Here is a 22,469-nt window from a genome sequence, read left to right on the forward strand (position 1 = left end):
ATTCGCCTGTCTGCGGACAGGCGTATTCAACCTTGAGCGGTCGGAAGGGACTTCAACAGTGCAGGCAACGCAACCTGAACGGTTTCCCAGACAACGTCCAGATTGATATCGAAATAACCGTGAGCAATTCGATTACGCATCCCACGCATGCTGCGCCACGGCACCTGCGCGTTTTCAACAGTGAACTCAGGGTAACGATCCATGATCTTGGTCGCTGCCTCTCCAATGATGATCAGGCTCATGATCACCGCTTGTTGCGTTCTCTTATCTTCAGCGAATTCATCTTTGTTCAGGCCCTCGACGAAGATAAGCGCATCGCTCGCGGCCTGACGAATATGTTCAAGATAATCATCTCGCCGGTTCTCGTTCATACGGGTCGCGCCTGATCAAGCACCTGCTGACGAAATTTCACTGGCAGGTCGCCGGGGGTCAGCACCTCGACCGCAACACCCAACAGGTCTTCAAGCTCAACCTGAAGTCCGCCCAGATCAAAAAGCGTCGTGCCGGGCAGCGGGTCAACCAGCAGATCGAGATCGCTACCGTCCAGATCCGTCCCCAGCAATGCTGAACCAAATACACGCGGGTTGGCCACACGAAAGCGCCTGATGACTTCGCGGACGGCGGACCTTTGCATGTCGAGAGCAGTAGAAGGCTTCATGACTCACCCTTGGAAAATTCGATGTCGCTGCAGTCTAGCAGTGCGGACGCGCACCAGGCAGCGTGCTTGTTGGCACAGCCGTAACAATATGTGCGCTGCTTGGGTAATACCGCATTCAGGCAAGAATCCACACTCAACCGCTTTTCTGTCAAACACCGCTGATCCACTATGAAGCGCCCCCACATCGAGGGGAACCCACGCTGAAAAGGATCTGAGCATGTTCAAACTCGCAGGACTTACCCTCGCTGCACTGACGCTAAGCGCCGCCGCTCACGCCGATGTCGACGTGAAACTGGGCAGCACCGAGCGCGTCACCCGCCTCTTCGCCTACCCCAACAACTGCAGCGTGATCTGCTTCCGCAACTGGACGCTGGAGCAGACCGTCGCTCATTACCTGAGCCAGAGTGTGCAACGCGACGGTTATGCCAACGCCAAGGTGCTGGTGAAAACCGACAACGATCAGCTCTACGCCGAGATCAGCGGTGTCCCCGACGGCTACGACAAGCCGCTGTCGGCGTTGCTCGACGCCGGCGATCTGGCTTATGCCGGCGCCAGCAAGCTCAATGCCGATGGCAAATGGGCCTATAGCTGGTATCTGTTCCTGCCGCTGGGCATGGCGCTGGAAAACCGCAAAACTGTCGAGCTATTGCACTTCCCGCCGGATTATTCGCTGACGCAGGCGCAGGACTATTTGCGCTCGAATACTACCGATCGCTGGGCAACCTTGCTGACCGATAACGGCATCCCCGCCGAGCAGACGCCGGCTTACCAGACCATCATCGACATCGCGCCGATCGCCGCACCATCCAATGCCGGCGGGGATCTGGAGGACGTCTACGACTACTTCAAGGATTACCAGACCACACTGGTCAAGCAGTTCAGCCAGACCGCCAGCGGCACGACGCTGCCGATGGTTGCGTTCGGGGCGCCAGTGCGCAACTGGATCAAGGAACAATATGGACCGACGGTTGGCGTTTTGGGCCTGGCCAGCATCAGTCCGAGCGAAGGGGTGAATGTGCCGGTGCTCGGCTCGAATCATCCGAGCTATATCTGGTACGCCGCCGATCCGAAGAGCTACACCGGCGACGATGCCCAGGCCAAGGCAGACGCGGCGGGCCTGAAAGTCATGGGCCAGGATTTGAGTGCTGCCTGCTGGCAGGCGGCGATGGGCAGCAAACCGGGCAGCGATGCCAAGACCACGCTGAACAGTTGCACGCAAACATGGCAGGTGACGCAAAAGGTCAAAACCTGCGAGTTGTTCTACACCTCGATCCGCGACCTCAGCGTCGAAGAAGCGGCTGCCAAGTGCGCCACGCCACCGGTCAAGACACAACTGCAGCAGTTGAAAGCGCCCTTGCCTGCGGCCGCTGTGCCCGCACCCGCTCTGTAGTCGCTGCCGGAGCCCCCGTGTCAGCCAATGCTGACGCGGGATAACGGTGATCGCGCCTGTCAGGTTTGACAGTAGACCGGTAGCTTCAAATACGCGAGGCTTGGATCCAATCATGTCCCGCAGGCGAGGCATGGGCACAACCCGGAGGCAACACCTACCAACAAGGATCGTTATGAACAACCAAGCCATGGGCCGGCATCCGCCCCGCGACACCGAAGGCATCTATCCCTTCGCCGGACTTCCCGTGCGGCTGGGCTATCCATCCTGCGACGACTTCCAGATCATCCACAACGAACGAGGCGTTGCCACGGCAGTGGTCGCGCGTCGCGAATTTCTGCGCATCAGCCGAATGTGTCGGGTGTCAGGGCAATTGCTGCCCTATCGCTGTCGACAGACCCGTCAGTTGCAAACCGGCATCCATGTTTACGATCCGCGCTTTTGTGGAGTGCTGGAACACGCCTGCGACCCGAATGCCTTTCTCGACATGAGCGAACTGTGGCTGTGGGCCTTGAAGGATATCCATAGCGGCGAGCGCCTGAGCATCGATTACGCATCGACCGAAGACAAACTGCTGCACCAGTTCGCCTGCGATTGCGGCTCGCCGCGCTGCCGTGGCTGGATCACCGGTTACGATGAGCACCCCACGCCTGAAGGCCAGCACTTTTTACAGCGCTGGCGTCACGCGGGGCGTGGTTGAGAGCGACGGTTACGGCGCGCCGACCGGGCGCAGACGATATTGCGGCGGCAATTGCTCGAAACCACTGATGGTGGTGTTCAGACTTTTCCAGCGGCCATCCTTGATCCCGTAGATGCAGCCGTGGATCGACAGCGGCTGTCCGCGATGCCAGGCGTTCTGGATGATGCTGGTGTGCGCGACGTTGGCCACTTGCTGGATCACGTTGAGTTCGCACATGCGGTCGACCTGCTCTTCTTCGGTCGCCAGCTTGGCCAGCTCTTCGCGTTTCTCGTAGTACAGATCACGGATCGAGCGCAGCCAGCCGTCGATCAAGCCGAACTGACGATCCTGCATCGAAGCACGCACGCCGCCGCAGCCGTAGTGGCCGGTGACGAGGATGTGTTTGACCTTGAGCACATCAACCGCGTACTGGATCACCGACAGGCAATTGAGGTCGGTGTGCAGCACGACATTGGCGACATTGCGGTGTACGAACAGATCGCCCGGCAGCATGCCGACGATTTCGTTGGCCGGCACGCGTGCGTCGGAGCAGCCGATCCAGAGATATTCCGGGGTCTGCTGGCGCGCCAGTTTGGCGAAGAAGTCCGGGTCTTCCTTGGTGATCGCGTCAGCCCAACGCTCGTTGTTATCAATCAGGTCTTGTAGATCGTGCATGGATAAGGCCTCAAGAAAGATGCGCAGGTTTGATAGACGACCATCCGTCGAAGTCACGCCACCAGCGCAAAGTGTTTCCGTTGGAATTCTCGCGCGCCCGGTGAGTCCACTCAGTAAGGCCCACACTATGAGGAATTGCCATGACTGATTCACGACGCCCTTATGATGCGGTGCAACCGGAACCCATCGATGATAACGAAGACCGCATGGGCTCGGTGCACGAGCTGGATTTTGACGACGAAGAACCCAGTGCGAAAATCGGTGATGAGCTGCCCGAGCGCGAACGCGACCAGTTGATGCCGGCTGAGCGGGTGCGTGAGGCGGGTATGACCGGGGCTTCGGTGGATGATCATCAGCCGACCGACGATGACCTGAGCCCGGAAACGTTGATTCGCGAGGACGGCGCGCGCGATGCCGATGAAATCGGCGAGGGCAATCCGGCGGATTGGGATTTGAGCGAGGTCGGTGAAAACGACATCGGCGGCGGTGACGGGCTGGATGAAGCGGAACTGGCGGATCTGGATCCGCTGAATGGCAAGCGCTGACCAGCTGATTTGAAGTTCGCCCCCTGTAGGAGCTGCCGAAGGCTGCTCCTACAGGGTCTCAGTCAACCAGGGTACAGGCCATCACCACGGCATCCTCACGCCCACCCACCGCCGGATAATAATCACGACGCCGGCCAATCTCGTTGAAGCCATACCGTTCATACAACCTGAACGCAGCCGTGTTGCTGTCGCGCACTTCGAGAAAGCATTCCCGAGCCTCAGCCGCATACGCTCGCGACATCAAATGCTCAAGCAACGTCAAGCCCAACCCACGCCCCTGGTTTTCCGGCTTGACGGTGATATTGAGCAGGTGCGCCTCATCAAGAATGATCTGCACCACACCGTGGCCAACCTGCTGCTGACCTTCGAACATCAGCCAGATCTGGTATTTGCCCAGGCCATCGAGAAAAATCCCCCGGGTCCACGGATGGCTGTACGCGGCATATTCGATCTTCAACACAGCGTCCAGATCCGCCTCGGTCATCGGGCGAAAGGTTACAGCCTCACTCATCGGATTGTTTCCAGCGCGCCATCAGCCGACGCATGGCTTGCCACACAGCGGCCTTGCGCTGTGGCTCTTCCATTAACAGTTCCAGACCGGGAATCGCCCAGGCCAGGCCCAGACCTTCGATCTGCAATTCACTATTGAACGCTTCGGCGTCCGCTTCCCCGGCAAATTTCACCGCCGGCAGGCCGATCAGCCACAGACAGGCGCAGGGCGCCGCTTCCATCTGCACCGAGAGAAAACCCTGCACGAAGTCGCGCGCCGCTTCCGGGCCTTGATCCAGCGTGCCGCGATTGAGCCACGGCCAGCGCACCGGTTCACCGACGATTTGCGGCGCATCCGGCAGACCAGCGGCGCGCAGCATGTCCTTGAGCAGCAGGTAGGCCGGATCGCGACTTTGAAACGCTTCGCCTGTGGGTAACTCGACCAGCAGCAGGCAGCGCCCGGCGCGCAGCAGTTGCAGGGCGAAACGCGGCGGCGGCACTGGCGCAGGCTTGACCACCACCGGCGTCTCGTCGATTTCTTCCACCGGTTTGGCGCCGTTGCGGGTGCTGGCCAGCGACGGGCGCGGCACTTCGACTTTCGGCCGTTCGGCCTGACGCACGGCAGGCTGCGCCGGTGCTTCGGCCTGGGGCGCCGGAGTGACCGGCAACTCAAGCTCAGGCTCGGGCATCTCCAGCAGCTCGGGCCGCGACGGTGCGGCGAAAGGCAGTTCGGTGCGCGGCAGCCAGTTGACCACCTGCATGGCGTTCAAATAGGCGCGGCGGCGGGACTCGATAAGCAAAGGTCGGCCACTTGTGGATAACGGAAAGTGCGCTGATTCTACCGCCCTTCGCACAAGATCGCTTGCTGTTGATCGCTAGCCTGCGCCACTGCGCTTCGAGCAAAGAATGCGACAGCCCGTCCCGAGAGTGAATCGCCACGCCTGTGATGCAGTACAATCGCCGCTTTTAACCGCCAACCAGCCGGCCATTCCGATGATCGAACCCAAGCGCGTCTTGCGCGCCCTCGCTGAACACTGGGCACTTCTGGAGCCACTGTGCGAGCACTTCGACCAAGGCACCCTGAGCCTCAACGAACTGCGCACGCAACTGGCCGCCCAACAACTCGACAGCACGCCGCAGGACATCACCAGCCTGCTCGACGTGTGGATCCGCCTCGATATTCTGGTTCCGGTGGCGAAAAGCCCGAACCGCTTCGAGCTCAACGCGCAGATCCACGACTTCCTCGCCTACCTGCGCCGCGAACACCGCCTCGGTCTGTGCCTGGAAATCGAAGCCTACCTGCGTCACCTCGAACGTCTGGCCGGTTACATCCAGGACGCCTTCGACGTTCGCGACGGCAACGATCTGGCGCGCCAGCTGCGCTTGCTCGACATGCGCGTGCGCGACGTACTGAAGAAACTCGACAACGATGAACAGGCCTTGGTGGCAGTCGCCGAACGGGCGAAGACCAGCGACCGGCAGATTCCATTGCGTCAGCGTTACGCCGAAGTGCTGGCGACGTGGGACGAATACGTCGAGCCGATGATTGATCTGGTCAACGCCGACGGCGCCTTCGAACAAGGCGTGCGCAAGGTCGAAACCGTGCTGCTGAAAATGCTCAGCGAACAGCAGCGCCTCGGCCATCTGGTCGATGACGACATGCTCCTGCGCACCCACGCGCGCATTCTCGAAATGCAAACCAGCGCCCAGCTCACGTTGCGCCATGCCCGCGAACTGCTGCTGCCGTTGCGTGAAGAAGCGCGTCGGCATAACGCCGTGACCCGTGGCGCCGCACTGGCGCTGGCGGCGATCCGGCGTAAAGGCATCGACGCCGTGCCGCAAGCGGCGATGCCGCTGTTCACCCGCCCACAGAGCACTTTCTTGGGCAGCGCCAGTCAGGTCGAAGCCTACGTTTATGCGCTGGCGCGTTTCGAGCCGAAACCGGCGCGCTTTCCCAAGGCGCACAAAACCCAAAAGGCTGGCGACGCTCCACGTGCACCGCGCACCGTGCGCGAGATGGTCGATCGTTGCGAAGAATCGCTGCCGATGCCGGATCTGATGACCTGGCTGCTGGAGCAGGAACCGGACGGCGCCACCGACGAATTGCTTTATTGGTTCTCGCGCCTGTCGCGGGAAAAACGCTTCAAGCGCGAGCGTCTGGAACGCCGCGAATACCACACTCACGAGCACCAGGTCAGCCTGCGCTCCTTCGCCCTGCTCTCGGCCAGCGACACCGCCGCCGAGAATTCTGCGAGCATCCCAAATGCATCTTGATCTTTCCGAACTGTCGCAACTGGCGCCGATCTTCCGCGAGTTGTTCAAGGGTTACCACGTCAGCCGTCGTGATCCCGAGCTGTACGCGCAATTGTCGAATTTCCAGGACCAGTACCGCACGCTGTTCAAGGCGCTGGGCTTTGAACTGGTCTGCGACACCCGTGGTTTCTACTACTTCGTGCCGGACATGGCCGCCGCAGCGGTGAACAAGACCGCCCAGCGACTGGCGCTGTTCACCTTCATCCTCGTCGAGCACCTGGCCGATCAGGGCCGCGACCCGATTGCCGTGCTCGACGGCGGCAGCCTTGGCCGCGAAGAGTTGCCGTCGCTGCTGGACAAGTACCGCGATCTGTTCATTCAGGCCGAAGTGCAGACCGTCGAAGAACTCGAAGAAAAAATCATGCGCCGCATGACTCAGCTCGGTTTTGCCGGCGAAGAAAACGGTGTCTACCGCTTCCTGCCGCCAATGCACCGTTTCCTCGACGTGTGCCTGTCGGTGCAGCAGGACCGCGACTTGGCAGCCAGCGTGCACAGCGTACTGCCGCTGCCGGCACCGGTGCTGATCGACGAAGAAGCCGAAGCGAAATTCCTCGAAACCGACGATCCACTGGATTTGAGCGAGTTTGAAGAAGAAAGCGAAGACGACGCACTGGCCCGCGCCATTGCCGAAGAACAGGAGTCCGATGCATGAGCCAGGAACGCTACGGCATCCGCCGCTTTGCCCTTTTGAATACCGCCGGTTACAGCCTCGGCCTGTTCCCGCTGGAAGAACCGCTGTCGGTTTATGGCGCGAACAACCTCGGCAAGTCGGCGTCGATCAACGCCTTGCAGTTTCCGATTCTGGCGCGCATGTCGGACATGAGTTTCGGCAAGTACAGCCTCGAGCAATCGCGGCGTTTCTACTTCGCCTCCGACACCAGTTACATCCTCGTCGAAGTCAACCTGCCCCACGGCCCGCACGTGATCGGCGTGGTCGGTCGCGGCCCGGGGGGCGGTTTCGGGCACCAGTTCTTCGCCTACGCCGGCAAGCTCGATCTGGCCCACTACCAGAAAAACGACACCTGCCTGCGCCAGAAAGAACTGTTCAGCAATCTCGAAAAAGAAGGCCTGAAGGCTTACGAGCTCAAGCCGGACGAACTGCGCCGCTTGCTGGTTGGCGGCCACACCTCGATCCCGCTCGACCTGACGCTGATCCCGCTGCGCTCCACCAGCGAGCAGAGCCTGAAGACCTTCCGCGCGCTGTTCATCAACCTGCTGCACATGCGCGAAATCACCGCGGCCAAGCTCAAGCAACTGTTCCTCGATGCCTTCGAGCACAGCCTGCGTTCGGGCAGCGTCGATTACATCGCCGCGTGCGAAGAAGCCTTCCGCGACGTGCGGCGCATGGAACAGGACTACAACTCGCTGGTCGCCGCCGGCCCATTGGTCGAAGCCTTGGCCAACGGCGTGAAACAGCGCGACGTGCTGCGCGGCAAACTGCATCGCCTGTCGCCGCTACTCGATTCCCTGCTCGGCACCTGGTCGGACTACGCCACGGCGCGTAAGGAAGAGCTGACCATCCAGGCCGAGCACTACCGTCGCGAGCAGGACGATCTGCAAAACGATCAGCGCGGCGGCACTCAGGAATTGATGCGTCTGGAGCGGGAAATTTCCGGCATTCAGCGCTGGCTCGGTGAGCTGTCGGTATTAAAGAACCGCTTCGCCCTGGTCGATGACGTCAAAGTGCTCGAGCAACAATTGCTCGCCGCCAAGGACGCTCACGACGAACTGGCCGGTGCCTTGGCGCAGTCGCGTCAGTTCAGCGCCGAAGATCTGGAAGAGCGTCTGCGCGATCTGGAAAAACGCCTGAAGTCGGTGAAGCAGCAACTCGATCACGCTGATAACAACAGCTACGCCCGCCTGCGCGAAGAGTTCTCGCAACAGGACGTCGAACGCCTGATGCGTCTGTTCAATAGCGCGCTGTTCAGCCTGCCGCTGGGCGAGCACGGCATCACCCTCGACGAGAACGGCGAGTGGGTCAAATCGGTCGAGCTGATTCTTGACGGCTTCAAAGGCGAGCGTTTCGAGGTGCCGGGCCTGTCGATCGACATCTCGCACATCGAGCCGCCGGCCTTGCAAGCGCTGGCTGACCGCGCGGCGTTGCGCGATCAGAAGGAACGTCTGGAAAAAGAACTCAAGCAGCTGAAAACCCAACAAGCCGTGGCCGCCGACCGCGCCGCGAGCAAGACCCAGACCGAAGCGCTGTACCAGCAGGTGCTGGACGCACAGAAGGCGCTGGAAGATTTCCGTCGCACCCAGACGCTGAGCGCCGAAGAAGGCGACAAGCTCGAGCAACTGGCGCAGATGGAAGCCGCGCAGGACGAACTCAAGCGCTCCAGCGATGCGTTCACCGAGCGCGTCCAGCAACTGTCGGCCAAGCTGCAACTGGTCGGTCGGCAGATTGCCGACATGGAAGCCAAGCAGCGCACCCTCGACGATGCCTTGCGTCGTCGTCAGTTGCTGCCGGCGGATCTGCCGTTCGGTACGCCGTTCATGGATCCGGTCGACGATTCGATGGACAACCTGCTGCCGCTGCTCAACGACTATCAGGACAGCTGGCAGGGTCTGCTGCGTGCCGATGGCCAGATCGAGGCACTGTACGCGCAGGTGCGTCTCAAAGGCGTGGCCAAGTTCGACAGCGAAGACGACATGGAGCGGCGTCTGTCGCTGCTGATCAACGCTTACGCACACCGCACCGACGAAGCACTGACGCTGGGCAAGGCGCGGCGTGCGGCGGTCACCGACATCGCCCGCACCCTGCGCAACATTCGCAGCGACTACGACAGCCTCGAGCATCAACTGGCGCTGTTCAACCGCGAGATCAACAAGCGTCAGGTTTCCAACCTGCAGAGCTTCCGCATCGTCCTCGCGCCGAACAAGGAAGCGCTCAAGCACATCGACCAGATCATCCACAGCGCCGGGCAGTATGAGGAAGGCGAAACCCTGTCGGTGTTTGACCTCAGCCAGAGCGCCGAGCAGGACAACAAGAACGAAGAGGCCAAGGAATATCTGGCACGGCTGGTGGCGGCCAACCACAACCAGCTCGGTCTCAAGGACTTGTTCGAACTCGCCTTCGAGATCACCAAGGTCAACGGCCAACCGGTCATCCACACCGACATCGACGGCGCGGCGTCCAACGGTACGACCATGACCATCAAGGCGCTGACCAACATGTACTTGTTGCTGCATTTGATGGATCGCGATCTGGCCGGTCGCGTGCGTCTACCGTACTACCTCGACGAGGCGGCGGATATCGACGAGAAGAACCAGGCGGCGCTGCTTGAAACCAGTCTGCAACTGGGCTTCGTGCCGATTCTGGCGAGCGTGAAGCCGCAGGTCTGCGCCAGTGTCGCGATCGACCTGGAAGGCGGCAGCGGCCCGGCCGGTATCTACATCGATGAGGCGGACTGGAAGTACATCCGCCGCCACGATGTGGTCAAGGCCACGCTGAATGTGCAGGCGGATGAGCCGGAGCTGGATGCGGTTTGATCGGCTTTAGCTGAAGGCAAAAAAGGGCCGCGATCTGCTGGGATCGCGGCCCTTTTTTATCGCCTGGGATTTGGGTTGAATCAGAGGGCCTCTTCGCGAGCAAGCTCGCTCCCACATAGAAACGCATACAAAATGTGGGAGCGAGCTTGCTCGCGAAGGCGTCTTGATAGACGCCCCATAAACTTCAGGTTACTTACCGAGCTGAATCTTCGGCGCCCAGGTCAGCCATTCATCCTCGAATTTGTCGAACAACGGGAACGTCTGCTCGGCCCGCGCCGGGTTGCCCATGCGTTCACCGTCCGGGGTGGCGAAGGCAATACCACCTTGAATCAGCGTCTCCAGCGACTCGGTTCGCACCGTCACGCCTTTAAATAAACCGTAATCGAAGCCCACACCGCTGGTGTTCCAGAAGCGGCTGCCGCTGCGCACCAATGGCGCATACTTCGGCTCGATCAGGATGTGCACCAATACACGGTCAGCGGTCTGGCCCAACTCATAACCGGTCACCTTGCCGACGGTGATTTCACGATAGGTGACTGGTACGCCGGGCTTCAGCGAACCACGACGTGCAGCGCTCAACACCAGACTCAAACCGGCTTCCTGTTTGGTGACTTCCGGCGCCTCGGCCAAAGCAACGAAGTTTTTTGCGGCCCGAGATTTTTCGCCGCTGGCTGGACTTCGATGTATTTGCCGGTGACCAGGGTTTCCAGATTCTGCGTCTTGATCAGGCCCAGCTCCGGCTTGACCACCCAGAACTGACTGCCGACCCGCGCAATTTTCTCCGGCACTTCGGTGATGCGTGCGGTGAGGATCACCGACTGCATGTCGTCGGTGAGATCCACGCTCTCGATCTTGCCAACATCCAGCCCCTTGAAACGCACCGGAGTGCCGCTGCTCAAACCGTCAGCGCGATCGACTTTAATGGTCACTACCGCACCTTTCTTGTTCGCCTCGTCATGATCGGCGAACAGACGGAAGCGCGGGATGCGTTTCTTCAACGGCGCATTGGCTTGCGGTGTTTCGAATGCAATACCGCCGGCCATCAGGGTTTGCAGGGATTCACTCTTCACCTGAATGCCGCCGGTCAAGCCACCGGTGAGGGTAATGCCGCTGACGTTCCAGAAGCGCGTCGAGGCGTTGACCAGGTTTTCGTATTCCTTCTCGATGTGTACGCCGATGACCAGTTGCTTCTTGGTTCGGGAGAACTGGTAGCTCTGCACCGAACCGACCTTGACCTGCTTGTACAGAATCGGGCTGCCGACATCGATCGAGCCGAGCGAATCGGTGAACAGCACCAGATGCAGGCCCGGCGATCGCAGGTCCAGCGGCGGAGCTTTTGGTCGTGCTTCGAATTCCCGCTTTGGCGCGGCGCCTTTGTCACCCGGACGCACGGCGATGTAGTTACCTTTTACCAGCGCTTCCAGGCCGGTAATACCGGCAAGGGAAATCGACGGTTTGACCACCCAGAACTGCGTGCCCTCCACCAGATAGTCTTCGGCCAACGGATCAAGGGTCAGCTCGGCGGTGGCGCTGTTCAGGTCAGGATCGACCTTCAACGCTTTCAGGTTGCCGACCTGAATACCTTTGTACATCACCGGCGTGCGACCCGCCTGCAGACCTTCGAAATCGCTGAGCTTGACCTTCACGCGAATCCCGGCAGCGGCAGCGTCAAAGTCTTCATAGAGACGGAACGGGAGGCTCGGATCGGTTGCCGGACTGTCCTTGCGATTCTCCGGCGTCGCGAACGCGATACCACCGGCGACGATGCTGGCCAGGGATTCGCTGCGCACTTTCACGCCGGACAGGTTGGCGTCGATGCTGATGCCGCTGGCGTTCCAGAAACGCGTGTGCTTGCGCACCAGTTTGGCGTAGGTCGGCTCGATGAACACTTTCAGCTCAACAGTGCTCTGATCCTCGGAAAGCACATAGCTTTTGACCTGGCCAACTTTGATCTGCTTGTAGAACACCGGGCTGCCACGATTCAGAGAACCGAGGCGATCGGCCTTGATGGTCAGGTGCAGACCGGGCTTGGCGTCGGACAGCGGCGGCTCTTCGGCCAATGCCTTGAATTTGCGCACCGGCTCGCCTTCACCGGGACTGATGGCAACGTAGTTACCCGAGACCAATGTCTCCAGACCGGTGATACCGGCCAGGGTCACGCTCGGCTTGACCAGCCAGAACCGTGTGCTGGTCTTCAGGTACTGCTCGACGTCCTTGTTCATTTCGATGGTGGCGATCACGCCTTTGGAGTTGCCTTCATCGTCGAGCTTGAGCGTTTTGACCTTGCCGACCGGCATGCCTTTGTAGACCACTTCAGTCTTGTTGGCCTGGATGCCTTCGCCGCTTTCGAAGCGCACCTGAATCTCTATACCGGTCTCGGAATAAGCACGCCAGCCGAGCCAGCCGCCGATGATCAGCGCGATCAGAGGCAGCACCCAAATGGCCGACCAGTTCGAAGCGGGTCGGGTTTTCGCTACAGGCAAATCAGTCATGGTCGTCGTCCGACTCCGTGTTATCCCAAATCAGTCGGGGATCGAAAGTAACTGCCGCGAGCATCGTCAGAATCACCACAGAGGCGAAGGCGACGGCGCCCAGGTTGGCTTCGACACTGGCTATCCGGCCGAAGTTGACGACCGCCACGAGAATGGCGATCACAAAAATATCGAGCATCGACCAACGGCCAATGAACTCGATGAAACGGTACATCCAGATACGCTGGCGGGCCGATAATGGTTGCCGACGCTGCACAGAAAACAGCAACAGCGCGATGCCGACCAGTTTGAAGGTCGGCACCAGAATACTGGCGATGAACACCACGGCCGCGATCGGAATCATGCCGTGCTGCACCAGTTGAATAACCCCGGACATGATGGTGCTCGGATCACCCTGACCCAGAGAGCTGACCGTCATGATCGGCAAGACATTCGCCGGAATGTAGATAATTGCTGCCGTGATCAACAGCGCCCAGGTACGGGTCAGGCTGTTCGGGCGGCGAGCGTGAACCTGCGCGCCACAACGGGTGCAGTTCTGCTCGTCGACGTCAGCTTCCTGCTTGTTCAGCTCGTGACATTCGGTGCAGACCAGAATGCCCGCATCAATCGCCCGCATGGGCATCCTCTCCTGATAATGCCTGCCAGATCTGATGCGGTGACATCACCACCTCCAGCCAGACTTGTACCAACAACAAGCCAATGAAACATGCCAGCCCGAGGCCGACGGTGATGGCTGCCATGTCCGCAAGCTTCACGATCGCGACGAGGACGCCCATGAGGTAGACCTCGAGCATGCCCCAGTCTCTGAGGTGGTGGTAAATACGATAGAGCAGCAAACCGTAGCTTCGGCCGACTTCGAAACGAATCGTCAGTAACACAAACAGCTGGCACAACAACTTGAGTAACGGTATGGCCATGCTGCAAAGGAAGACGACAATCGACACTCCTTGCATGTCGGTGTTGAACAGACCGACCACGCCACTCCAGACCGTATCCTGCGACGATTGCCCGAGGATATTGAGTTGCATGATGGGTAAAAAGTTTGCCGGTACGTAAAGTAATAACGCCGCGATCACCAGGGCGAGGCTGCGCTGCACCACGTTATGGCGGTGGGCGTATAACTCATAACCACAACGCGGGCAGAGCGCTTTCTCACCATGGGCAAGTGTCGGCTTGCGCATCAGCAGGTCGCACTCGTGGCAGGCTATCAAGTCTTCCAGCGGTAAATCTGACAGCCCGGGGGCGTCAACCGATTCTGACATACAGGCTCTGGCTCCGATAAAGATGGGGCTATTCTAGTGTTCTGATTCGAAAATAACTGTGCAATTTTGTTCGCCGTAACGCTGAAAACTTTCTCGCAGGCAAAACAAAACCCCAACTGCTTTCGCAATTGGGGTTTCGGAATTTAATCTTGACGATGACCTACTCTCACATGGGGAAACCCCACACTACCATCGGCGATGCATCGTTTCACTGCTGAGTTCGGGATGGGATCAGGTGGTTCCAACGCTCTATGGTCGTCAAGAAATTCGGGTACTGACTCGTGACCAGATGGCCTCGTTTCAGCAAATTGGGTATGTGACAGCTAGGTGTTTGTGCGCTTCGAACTTTCGGTTCGTTTCGTCTTCACACACCGCAATCTGGTGCCTTCTCAGGTCAGCAAATTGCTTGGGTGTTATATGGTCAAGCCTCACGGGCAATTAGTATTGGTTAGCTCAACGCCTCACAGCGCTTACACACCCAACCTATCAACGTCGTAGTCTTCGACGGCCCTTCAGGGAACTCAAGGTTCCAGTGAGATCTCATCTTGAGGCAAGTTTCCCGCTTAGATGCTTTCAGCGGTTATCTTTCCCGAACATAGCTACCCGGCAATGCCACTGGCGTGACAACCGGAACACCAGAGGTTCGTCCACTCCGGTCCTCTCGTACTAGGAGCAGCCCCTCTCAAATCTCAAACGTCCACGGCAGATAGGGACCGAACTGTCTCACGACGTTCTAAACCCAGCTCGCGTACCACTTTAAATGGCGAACAGCCATACCCTTGGGACCGGCTTCAGCCCCAGGATGTGATGAGCCGACATCGAGGTGCCAAACACCGCCGTCGATATGAACTCTTGGGCGGTATCAGCCTGTTATCCCCGGAGTACCTTTTATCCGTTGAGCGATGGCCCTTCCATACAGAACCACCGGATCACTAAGACCTACTTTCGTACCTGCTCGACGTGTCTGTCTCGCAGTCAAGCGCGCTTTTGCCTTTATACTCTACGACCGATTTCCGACCGGTCTGAGCGCACCTTCGTACTCCTCCGTTACTCTTTAGGAGGAGACCGCCCCAGTCAAACTACCCACCATACACTGTCCTCGATCCGGATAACGGACCTGAGTTAGAACCTCAAAGTTGCCAGGGTGGTATTTCAAGGATGGCTCCACGCGAACTGGCGTCCACGCTTCAAAGCCTCCCACCTATCCTACACAAGCAAATTCAAAGTCCAGTGCAAAGCTATAGTAAAGGTTCACGGGGTCTTTCCGTCTAGCCGCGGATACACTGCATCTTCACAGCGATTTCAATTTCACTGAGTCTCGGGTGGAGACAGCGCCGCCATCGTTACGCCATTCGTGCAGGTCGGAACTTACCCGACAAGGAATTTCGCTACCTTAGGACCGTTATAGTTACGGCCGCCGTTTACCGGGGCTTCGATCAAGAGCTTCGCGTTAGCTAACCCCATCAATTAACCTTCCGGCACCGGGCAGGCGTCACACCCTATACGTCCACTTTCGTGTTTGCAGAGTGCTGTGTTTTTAATAAACAGTCGCAGCGGCCTGGTATCTTCGACCGGCATGAGCTTACGGAGCAAGTCCTTCACCCTCACCGGCGCACCTTCTCCCGAAGTTACGGTGCCATTTTGCCTAGTTCCTTCACCCGAGTTCTCTCAAGCGCCTTGGTATTCTCTACCCAACCACCTGTGTCGGTTTGGGGTACGGTTCCTGGTTACCTGAAGCTTAGAAGCTTTTCTTGGAAGCATGGCATCAACCACTTCGTCACCCAAAGGGTAACTCGTCATCAGCTCTCGGCCTTAAGATCCCGGATTTACCTAAGATCTCAGCCTACCACCTTAAACTTGGACAACCAACGCCAAGCTGGCCTAGCCTTCTCCGTCCCTCCATCGCAATAACCAGAAGTACAGGAATATTAACCTGTTTTCCATCGACTACGCTTTTCAGCCTCGCCTTAGGGACCGACTAACCCTGCGTCGATTAACGTTGCGCAGGAAACCTTGGTCTTTCGGCGTGGGTGTTTTTCACACCCATTGTCGTTACTCATGTCAGCATTCGCACTTCTGATACCTCCAGCAAGCTTCTCAACTCACCTTCACAGGCTTACAGAACGCTCCTCTACCGCATCATCCGAAGATGATACCCGTAGCTTCGGTGTATGGTTTGAGCCCCGTTACATCTTCCGCGCAGGCCGACTCGACTAGTGAGCTATTACGCTTTCTTTAAAGGGTGGCTGCTTCTAAGCCAACCTCCTAGCTGTCTAAGCCTTCCCACATCGTTTCCCACTTAACCATAACTTTGGGACCTTAGCTGACGGTCTGGGTTGTTTCCCTTTTCACGACGGACGTTAGCACCCGCCGTGTGTCTCCCATGCTCGGCACTTGTAGGTATTCGGAGTTTGCATCGGTTTGGTAAGTCGGGATGACCCCCTAGCCGAAACAGTGCTCTACCCCCTACAGTGATACATGAGGCGCTACCTAAATAGCTTTCGAGGAGAACCAGCTATCTCCGAGCTTGATTAGCCTTTCACTCCGATCCACAGGTCATCCGCTAACTTTTCAACGGTAGTCGGTTCGGTCCTCCAGTCAGTGTTACCTAACCTTCAACCTGCCCATGGATAGATCGCCCGGTTTCGGGTCTATTCCCAGCGACTAGACGCCCTATTAAGACTCGCTTTCGCTACGCCTCCCCTATTCGGTTAAGCTCGCCACTGAAAATAAGTCGCTGACCCATTATACAAAAGGTACGCAGTCACAGAACAAAGTCTGCTCCCACTGCTTGTACGCATACGGTTTCAGGATCTATTTCACTCCCCTCTCCGGGGTTCTTTTCGCCTTTCCCTCACGGTACTAGTTCACTATCGGTCAGTCAGTAGTATTTAGCCTTGGAGGATGGTCCCCCCATATTCAGACAAAGTTTCTCGTGCTCCGTCCTACTCGATTTCATGACTAAGAGATTTTCGCGTACAGGGCTATCACCCACTATGGCCGCACTTTCCAGAGCGTTCCGCTAATCTCAAAGCCACTTAAGGGCTAGTCCCCGTTCGCTCGCCACTACTAAGGGAATCTCGGTTGATTTCTTTTCCTCAGGGTACTTAGATGTTTCAGTTCCCCTGGTTCGCCTCTTGCACCTATGTATTCAGTACAAGATAACCATCTTATGATGGCTGGGTTCCCCCATTCAGACATCTCCGGATCAAAGTCTGTTTGCCGACTCCCCGAAGCTTTTCGCAGGCTACCACGTCTTTCATCGCCTCTGACTGCCAAGGCATCCACCGTATGCGCTTCTTCACTTGACCATATAACCCCAAGCAATCTGGTTATACTGTGAAGACGACATTCGCCGAAAATTCGAATTTCTCAACTAAGAGAACTCACAAATTTTACCTTAGCCTGATCCGTTACCAGTGAAAGTAACGTTCAGTCTATCTTTCTATCACATACCCAAATTTTTAAAGAACGATCTAGTCAAAGACTAGAAATCAACATTCATCACCGAACCGGTGGAATGCTCATTTCTAAGCTTTCAAACTTCAGAAGCAGTAGTGGTGGAGCCAAGCGGGATCGAACCGCTGACCTCCTGCGTGCAAGGCAGGCGCTCTCCCAGCTGAGCTATGGCCCCGTATTTCTACAGGCGTTTCCCACACAAAATTGGTGGGTCTGGGCAGATTCGAACTGCCGACCTCACCCTTATCAGGGGTGCGCTCTAACCAACTGAGCTACAGACCCAATTTCGGGCTGCTTCTATCGTCTTCTTCAATGAATCAAGCAATTCGTGTGGGAGCTCATGCAGCAGCTGATGTCGTCGATTAAGGAGGTGATCCAGCCGCAGGTTCCCCTACGGCTACCTTGTTACGACTTCACCCCAGTCATGAATCACACCGTGGTAACCGTCCTCCCGAAGGTTAGACTAGCTACTTCTGGTGCAACCCACTCCCATGGTGTGACGGGCGGTGTGTACAAGGCCCGGGAACGTATTCACCGCGACATTCTGATTCGCGATTACTAGCGATTCCGACTTCACGCAGTCGAGTTGCAGACTGCGATCCGGACTACGATCGGTTTTATGGGATTAGCTCCACCTCGCGGCTTGGCAACCCTTTGTACCGACCATTGTAGCACGTGTGTAGCCCAGGCCGTAAGGGCCATGATGACTTGACGTCATCCCCACCTTCCTCCGGTTTGTCACCGGCAGTCTCCTTAGAGTGCCCACCATTACGTGCTGGTAACTAAGGACAAGGGTTGCGCTCGTTACGGGACTTAACCCAACATCTCACGACACGAGCTGACGACAGCCATGCAGCACCTGTCTCAATGTTCCCGAAGGCACCAATCCATCTCTGGAAAGTTCATTGGATGTCAAGGCCTGGTAAGGTTCTTCGCGTTGCTTCGAATTAAACCACATGCTCCACCGCTTGTGCGGGCCCCCGTCAATTCATTTGAGTTTTAACCTTGCGGCCGTACTCCCCAGGCGGTCAACTTAATGCGTTAGCTGCGCCACTAAGAGCTCAAGGCTCCCAACGGCTAGTTGACATCGTTTACGGCGTGGACTACCAGGGTATCTAATCCTGTTTGCTCCCCACGCTTTCGCACCTCAGTGTCAGTATCAGTCCAGGTGGTCGCCTTCGCCACTGGTGTTCCTTCCTATATCTACGCATTTCACCGCTACACAGGAAATTCCACCACCCTCTACCATACTCTAGCTTGCCAGTTTTGGATGCAGTTCCCAGGTTGAGCCCGGGGATTTCACATCCAACTTAACAAACCACCTACGCGCGCTTTACGCCCAGTAATTCCGATTAACGCTTGCACCCTCTGTATTACCGCGGCTGCTGGCACAGAGTTAGCCGGTGCTTATTCTGTCGGTAACGTCAAAATTGCAGAGTATTAATCTACAACCCTTCCTCCCAACTTAAAGTGCTTTACAATCCGAAGACCTTCTTCACACACGCGGCATGGCTGGATCAGGCTTTCGCCCATTGTCCAATATTCCCCACTGCTGCCTCCCGTAGGAGTCTGGACCGTGTCTCAGTTCCAGTGTGACTGATCATCCTCTCAGACCAGTTACGGATCGTCGCCTTGGTGAGCCATTACCTCACCAACTAGCTAATCCGACCTAGGCTCATCTGATAGCGCAAGGCCCGAAGGTCCCCTGCTTTCTCCCGTAGGACGTATGCGGTATTAGCGTTCCTTTCGAAACGTTGTCCCCCACTACCAGGCAGATTCCTAGGCATTACTCACCCGTCCGCCGCTGAATCCAGGAGCAAGCTCCTTTCATCCGCTCGACTTGCATGTGTTAGGCCTGCCGCCAGCGTTCAATCTGAGCCATGATCAAACTCTTCAGTTCAAACATCTTTGGGTTTTTAAGAAACCCTAAACTTGGCTCAGCAATCGTTGGTTACATCTTTGATTTCTCGCGGAGTAACTTGTGATGCTGATAATCTTGTTGACTATCAGTCTGACTGCACAAGCACCCACACGAATTGCTTGATTCAGTTGTTAAAGAGCGATTGGTTAAGATCTTTCGTCTCAACCGAGGCGCGCATTCTACAGCAGCCTCATTTGCTGTCAAGTGATTATTTTCAGAAGTTTTCGAAGAATTCTTCAACAACTTCAACCACTTGCGCTTCCGATCTCTCGTTAGCGGGAGGCGAATTCTACAGCGTTAATCGCTGCTGTCAACACCTCTTTTTCTCCGCTTTCGACCGAGAAGATCGAACCGTTAAAAGAGCTACACATCACTGCTCTATCAACTCCTTCCAGGCTTCGATGTTCTGAAGCAAGCCACTGTCGAAAACTGCGTAACTCTTTGAATCTCAAGGAGTTTTCCGTTTCGACTGCGCCGGAAGTGGGGCGAATTATAGACCTCTGGAATCTGCCGTCAACCGTTAATTTCGCTTTTCTTGCAGATTCTGCTTTTTACCCAGTAAACGCGGGATTCGCTTCATCACCGGCGGCAGACGAAGCAGCAAAAGCACGCCACCTATAAAGGCATAAATGGTCCACTCTTCCAGATCGGCCCGCACGATCCACAGCATATGCAGCAAACCCAGTCCGAGAATCAGGTAAACCAGGCGATGCAGCTTCTTCCAGCGAGGCCCCAAACGACGCTGACTATAACGATTGGACGTCACCGCCAGTATCAGCAATCCGAGAAAGCCCAGCGCACCGACAATAATGTAAGGCCGCTTGCGTAGCTCAACGCCCAGCTGTGACCAATCGAACCCGAGGATAAACGCCATATAGCTGAACAGATGCAGCGTCACATAAGCAAAACACCAAAGCCCTAACTGCCGGCGCACTGCAATCCATCCCGCCCAGCCGCTCAGCTTTTGCAGCGGCGTCATGCTCAGCGTGATCAACAGCAACACCAGCGTCCCCAGCCCGAGACGATCAACCAATACCTTGCCCGGATCAGGCCCAAGCAAATCAGCGAACGCCTGATAGAACCACAGCAATGGCCAGATCGCTGCCGCAATGAACACGCCCACTCGCCAGAACGGATAGCGCATCAGTAGTTCTTCCGCAGATCGAGCCCTGCATATAAAGAAGCGACTTCATCCGAGTAGCCGTTGAACATCTGCGTATCGCGCACATTCGGCTTGAACAGACTGTTCGGCAGACGTCGCTCGCGCGCCTGCGTCCAGCGCGGGTGATCAACCGTCGGGTTCACATTCGCGTAGAAGCCATACTCATCGGCAGCAATGCTTTGCCAGGTGGTCTTCGGCTGCTCGCTCACCAGACTGATGCGCACAATGGATTTCACGCTTTTGAAGCCGTACTTCCACGGCACCACCAGACGCAAAGGCGCGCCGTTCTGGTTCGGCAGTTCGCGGCCATACATGCCCACCGCCAGGATCGCCAAGGGATTCATCGCCTCATCGAGACGCAAGCCTTCGACATACGGCCAGTCGATCAAGGCAAAACCGGAACGCTGGCCGGGCATGCTCTTGGGATCCTGCAGGGTTTCGAAGCGGATGTACTTGGCTTTGGAGGTCGGCTCGACCTGTTTGAGCAAGGCCGAGATCGGGAAACCGATCCAGGGAATGACCATCGACCACGCCTCGACGCAGCGCAGACGATAGATACGTTCCTCCAGTTGATACGGCTTCATGAAGTCCTCCAGTGCATAACGCCCCGGTTTACCCACCTCCCCGTCTATCACTACGCTCCAGGGTTCGGTTTTGAGGTCGCCAGCATTCGAAGCCGGATCGCCCTTACCGGTACCGAACTCATAAAAGTTGTTGTAGTGCGTGGCGTCTTTATAAGGCGTGATCGCCTCGTCCTTGACGTTGACCGCCCCCATTGAGTAGAAGGGAGCTTTTCGGCAAACCAGGCCGGCGCCTTGCCAGATTCGACATCAGAGTAGCGCGGGGCATCGGCGGCACTGGCCCAGCGTGGCAAGCTGCTCATGGCAATACCGGCAGCGGTGGCACCGAGCAATTGGCGGCGGGAGAGATAAATGGCTTCAGGCGTGACATCCGACTCATGGCAGTCGGATGCTTTGGGGATCTTGATCAACATGACAACTCCGCAGCTTTGGAGGACAGGTGCACCCATAGACTGCGGAGTATGCGCGAAATTACATCACTCGGCGTTTTTGTGACGACGAAGACGCAACAGATACTGCACCGGACCGGAAGCGGCATAGGCGAGGAATACCAGCAGCAGAATGCGCGGCGGATCACTGAACACGACAGCGAATACCAACACCACCGCGAGGATCGCCACGAACGGCACGCGCCCTTTGAGATCCAGCTCCTTGAAGCTGTTGTACTTGATGTTGCTGACCATCAGCATGCCAGCCGCCGCCACCATCAAGGCCACCAGGAAGGACATCTTCGAACCCTGAATGCCGTAATCGCTGAACGCCCAGACAATACCGGCCACCACACCTGCCGCCGCCGGGCTGGCCAGACCAATGAAATAGCGTTTGTCCGCCGTGCCGACCTGGGTGTTGAAGCGCGCCAGACGCAACGCCGCACCTGCGACATAAATGAAGGCGACCATCCAGCCGACCTTGCCCATATCGCCCAGCGCCCAGCCGAAGGCCAGCAATGCCGGCGCGACGCCGAAGGCGACCATGTCCGACAGCGAGTCGTACTCGGCGCCGAAGGCACTTTGCGTATTGGTCATGCGCGCCACGCGGCCATCGAGGCCGTCGAGGACCATCGCGACGAAAATCGCGATCGCAGCGAACGCGAAATACTTGCTCGCATTAACCGAGTCGCCGGCGCTCAAGGCGGCCTGCGCGCTCATCGAGTTGATGATGGAATAGAAGCCTGCGAACAGGTTGGCAGTGGTGAACAGGTTCGGCAGCAGATAGATACCACGATGCCGGACTTTACGACCTTCAGCGTCGTGCCCTTCTTCGATGTGCTCATCGATGGGCAGCAGGCTTTCGGCGTCGGAAGCCTTGTTCGGCTCTTCGGGACGTTCGCTCATGGACATTACCTTGCAACGGTTTG

At 57.4% G+C, this 22,469-nt stretch carries 15 protein-coding genes, 2 tRNA genes, 3 rRNA genes and 2 pseudogenes; 6 read left to right on the forward strand and 16 right to left on the reverse strand.

The window, feature by feature from the left end; genetic code table 11:
- Positions 1-26: 26 nt before the first annotated feature.
- Positions 27-371 (reverse strand): HepT-like ribonuclease domain-containing protein, encoded by a 345-nt coding sequence (locus ACZZZ4_RS04345; RefSeq protein ID WP_129997694.1) that lies wholly within the window; start codon positions 369-371, stop codon positions 27-29.
- The gene (locus tag ACZZZ4_RS04350) at positions 368-658 is read right to left on the reverse strand and encodes a nucleotidyltransferase family protein (RefSeq protein ID WP_076564119.1); all 291 of its coding nucleotides are present in this window, start codon (positions 656-658) and stop codon (positions 368-370) included. The genes ACZZZ4_RS04345 and ACZZZ4_RS04350 overlap by 4 nt, the downstream gene beginning before the upstream one ends.
- A gap of 217 nt (positions 659-875) precedes the next feature.
- Between ACZZZ4_RS04350 and ACZZZ4_RS04355 the strand changes: the two genes are divergently transcribed.
- Together ACZZZ4_RS04355 and ACZZZ4_RS04360 are read left to right on the forward strand one after the other, a co-directional pair.
- Positions 876-2,048 (forward strand): hypothetical protein, encoded by a 1,173-nt coding sequence (locus tag ACZZZ4_RS04355; RefSeq protein WP_463547314.1) that lies wholly within the window; start codon positions 876-878, stop codon positions 2,046-2,048.
- Positions 2,049-2,220: 172 nt separating this feature from the next.
- A complete protein-coding gene (locus tag ACZZZ4_RS04360; RefSeq protein WP_039761246.1) occupies positions 2,221-2,745 on the forward strand; it encodes an SET domain-containing protein in 525 nt (174 codons plus the stop codon).
- A 9-nt stretch (positions 2,746-2,754) separates the two neighbouring features.
- On the opposite strand, the gene can is transcribed toward ACZZZ4_RS04360, so the two are convergent.
- Positions 2,755-3,399, reverse strand: a complete 645-nt coding sequence (gene can / locus ACZZZ4_RS04365) for a carbonate dehydratase (protein WP_039761245.1) — start codon at positions 3,397-3,399, stop codon at positions 2,755-2,757.
- A gap of 140 nt (positions 3,400-3,539) precedes the next feature.
- Between can and ACZZZ4_RS04370 the strand changes: the two genes are divergently transcribed.
- Positions 3,540-3,944: a hypothetical protein gene (locus ACZZZ4_RS04370; protein WP_039761244.1), complete on the forward strand. Its 405-nt coding sequence runs from the start codon at positions 3,540-3,542 to the stop codon at positions 3,942-3,944.
- Between the two features lie 58 nt (positions 3,945-4,002).
- On the opposite strand, the gene rimI is transcribed toward ACZZZ4_RS04370, so the two are convergent.
- Together rimI and ACZZZ4_RS04380 are read right to left on the reverse strand one after the other, a co-directional pair.
- Positions 4,003-4,455 carry a ribosomal protein S18-alanine N-acetyltransferase gene (gene rimI / locus ACZZZ4_RS04375; protein ID WP_076564123.1) on the reverse strand — a complete coding sequence of 151 codons (453 nt, stop codon included), beginning with the start codon at positions 4,453-4,455 and terminating at the stop codon, positions 4,003-4,005.
- On the reverse strand, positions 4,448-5,194 hold the full coding sequence (locus tag ACZZZ4_RS04380) for an energy transducer TonB (RefSeq protein WP_463549253.1): 747 nt from the start codon (positions 5,192-5,194) through the stop codon (positions 4,448-4,450). Before ACZZZ4_RS04380 ends, rimI begins: the two co-directional genes overlap by 8 nt.
- A gap of 232 nt (positions 5,195-5,426) precedes the next feature.
- Between ACZZZ4_RS04380 and mksB the strand changes: the two genes are divergently transcribed.
- From mksB to mksF, 3 genes are read left to right on the forward strand one after another with little or no spacing between them, the layout of a single operon-like run.
- Positions 5,427-6,707: an Mks condensin complex protein MksB gene (gene mksB, locus ACZZZ4_RS04385; RefSeq protein WP_163032968.1), complete on the forward strand. Its 1,281-nt coding sequence runs from the start codon at positions 5,427-5,429 to the stop codon at positions 6,705-6,707.
- Complete coding sequence (gene mksE / locus ACZZZ4_RS04390) at positions 6,697-7,398, forward strand: Mks condensin complex protein MksE (protein ID WP_415761443.1); 702 nt, start codon at positions 6,697-6,699, stop codon at positions 7,396-7,398. Before mksB ends, mksE begins: the two co-directional genes overlap by 11 nt.
- Positions 7,395-10,235, forward strand: a complete 2,841-nt coding sequence (gene mksF, locus ACZZZ4_RS04395; protein WP_039761238.1) for an Mks condensin complex protein MksF — start codon at positions 7,395-7,397, stop codon at positions 10,233-10,235. The genes mksE and mksF overlap by 4 nt, the downstream gene beginning before the upstream one ends.
- Positions 10,236-10,424: 189 nt before the next feature.
- Here mksF and ACZZZ4_RS04400 read toward each other — a convergent pair.
- The 11 genes and pseudogenes from ACZZZ4_RS04400 to pssA all read right to left on the reverse strand — a co-directional run bounded on the left by ACZZZ4_RS04400 (position 10,425) and on the right by pssA (position 22,446).
- Positions 10,425-12,727: pseudogene (locus ACZZZ4_RS04400) on the reverse strand (PqiB family protein).
- A complete protein-coding gene (locus tag ACZZZ4_RS04405) occupies positions 12,720-13,343 on the reverse strand; it encodes a paraquat-inducible protein A (RefSeq protein WP_039761236.1) in 624 nt (207 codons plus the stop codon). Before ACZZZ4_RS04405 ends, ACZZZ4_RS04400 begins: the two are co-directional and overlap by 8 nt.
- Complete coding sequence (locus tag ACZZZ4_RS04410; protein WP_039761234.1) at positions 13,330-13,989, reverse strand: paraquat-inducible protein A; 660 nt, start codon at positions 13,987-13,989, stop codon at positions 13,330-13,332. Before ACZZZ4_RS04410 ends, ACZZZ4_RS04405 begins: the two co-directional genes overlap by 14 nt.
- A 147-nt stretch (positions 13,990-14,136) precedes the next feature.
- A 5S ribosomal RNA gene (gene rrf / locus ACZZZ4_RS04415) occupies positions 14,137-14,252 on the reverse strand.
- Between the two features lie 154 nt (positions 14,253-14,406).
- Positions 14,407-17,300, reverse strand: a 23S ribosomal RNA gene (locus ACZZZ4_RS04420).
- A gap of 247 nt (positions 17,301-17,547) precedes the next feature.
- Positions 17,548-17,623, reverse strand: a tRNA-Ala gene (locus ACZZZ4_RS04425).
- 30 nt (positions 17,624-17,653) lie between these two features.
- Positions 17,654-17,730: transfer RNA gene (locus ACZZZ4_RS04430), tRNA-Ile, on the reverse strand.
- A gap of 81 nt (positions 17,731-17,811) precedes the next feature.
- Positions 17,812-19,348: ribosomal RNA gene (locus ACZZZ4_RS04435) — 16S ribosomal RNA — on the reverse strand.
- The 16S, 23S and 5S rRNA genes sit together here with 2 tRNA genes alongside, the layout of an rRNA operon.
- Before the next feature lie 541 nt (positions 19,349-19,889).
- Complete coding sequence (msrQ, locus tag ACZZZ4_RS04440) at positions 19,890-20,513, reverse strand: protein-methionine-sulfoxide reductase heme-binding subunit MsrQ (RefSeq protein WP_463547315.1); 624 nt, start codon at positions 20,511-20,513, stop codon at positions 19,890-19,892.
- Positions 20,513-21,525: pseudogene (gene msrP, locus ACZZZ4_RS04445) on the reverse strand (protein-methionine-sulfoxide reductase catalytic subunit MsrP). The gene msrQ and the pseudogene msrP overlap by 1 nt, the downstream one beginning before the upstream one ends.
- 63 nt (positions 21,526-21,588) lie before the next feature.
- Entirely contained in the window at positions 21,589-22,446 is an 858-nt protein-coding gene (gene pssA, locus ACZZZ4_RS04450; protein ID WP_016773182.1) for a CDP-diacylglycerol--serine O-phosphatidyltransferase, read from the reverse strand.
- Between the last annotated feature and the right edge of the window lie 23 nt (positions 22,447-22,469).

The sequence above is a fragment of the Pseudomonas sp. AC252 genome (assembly GCF_979258105.1).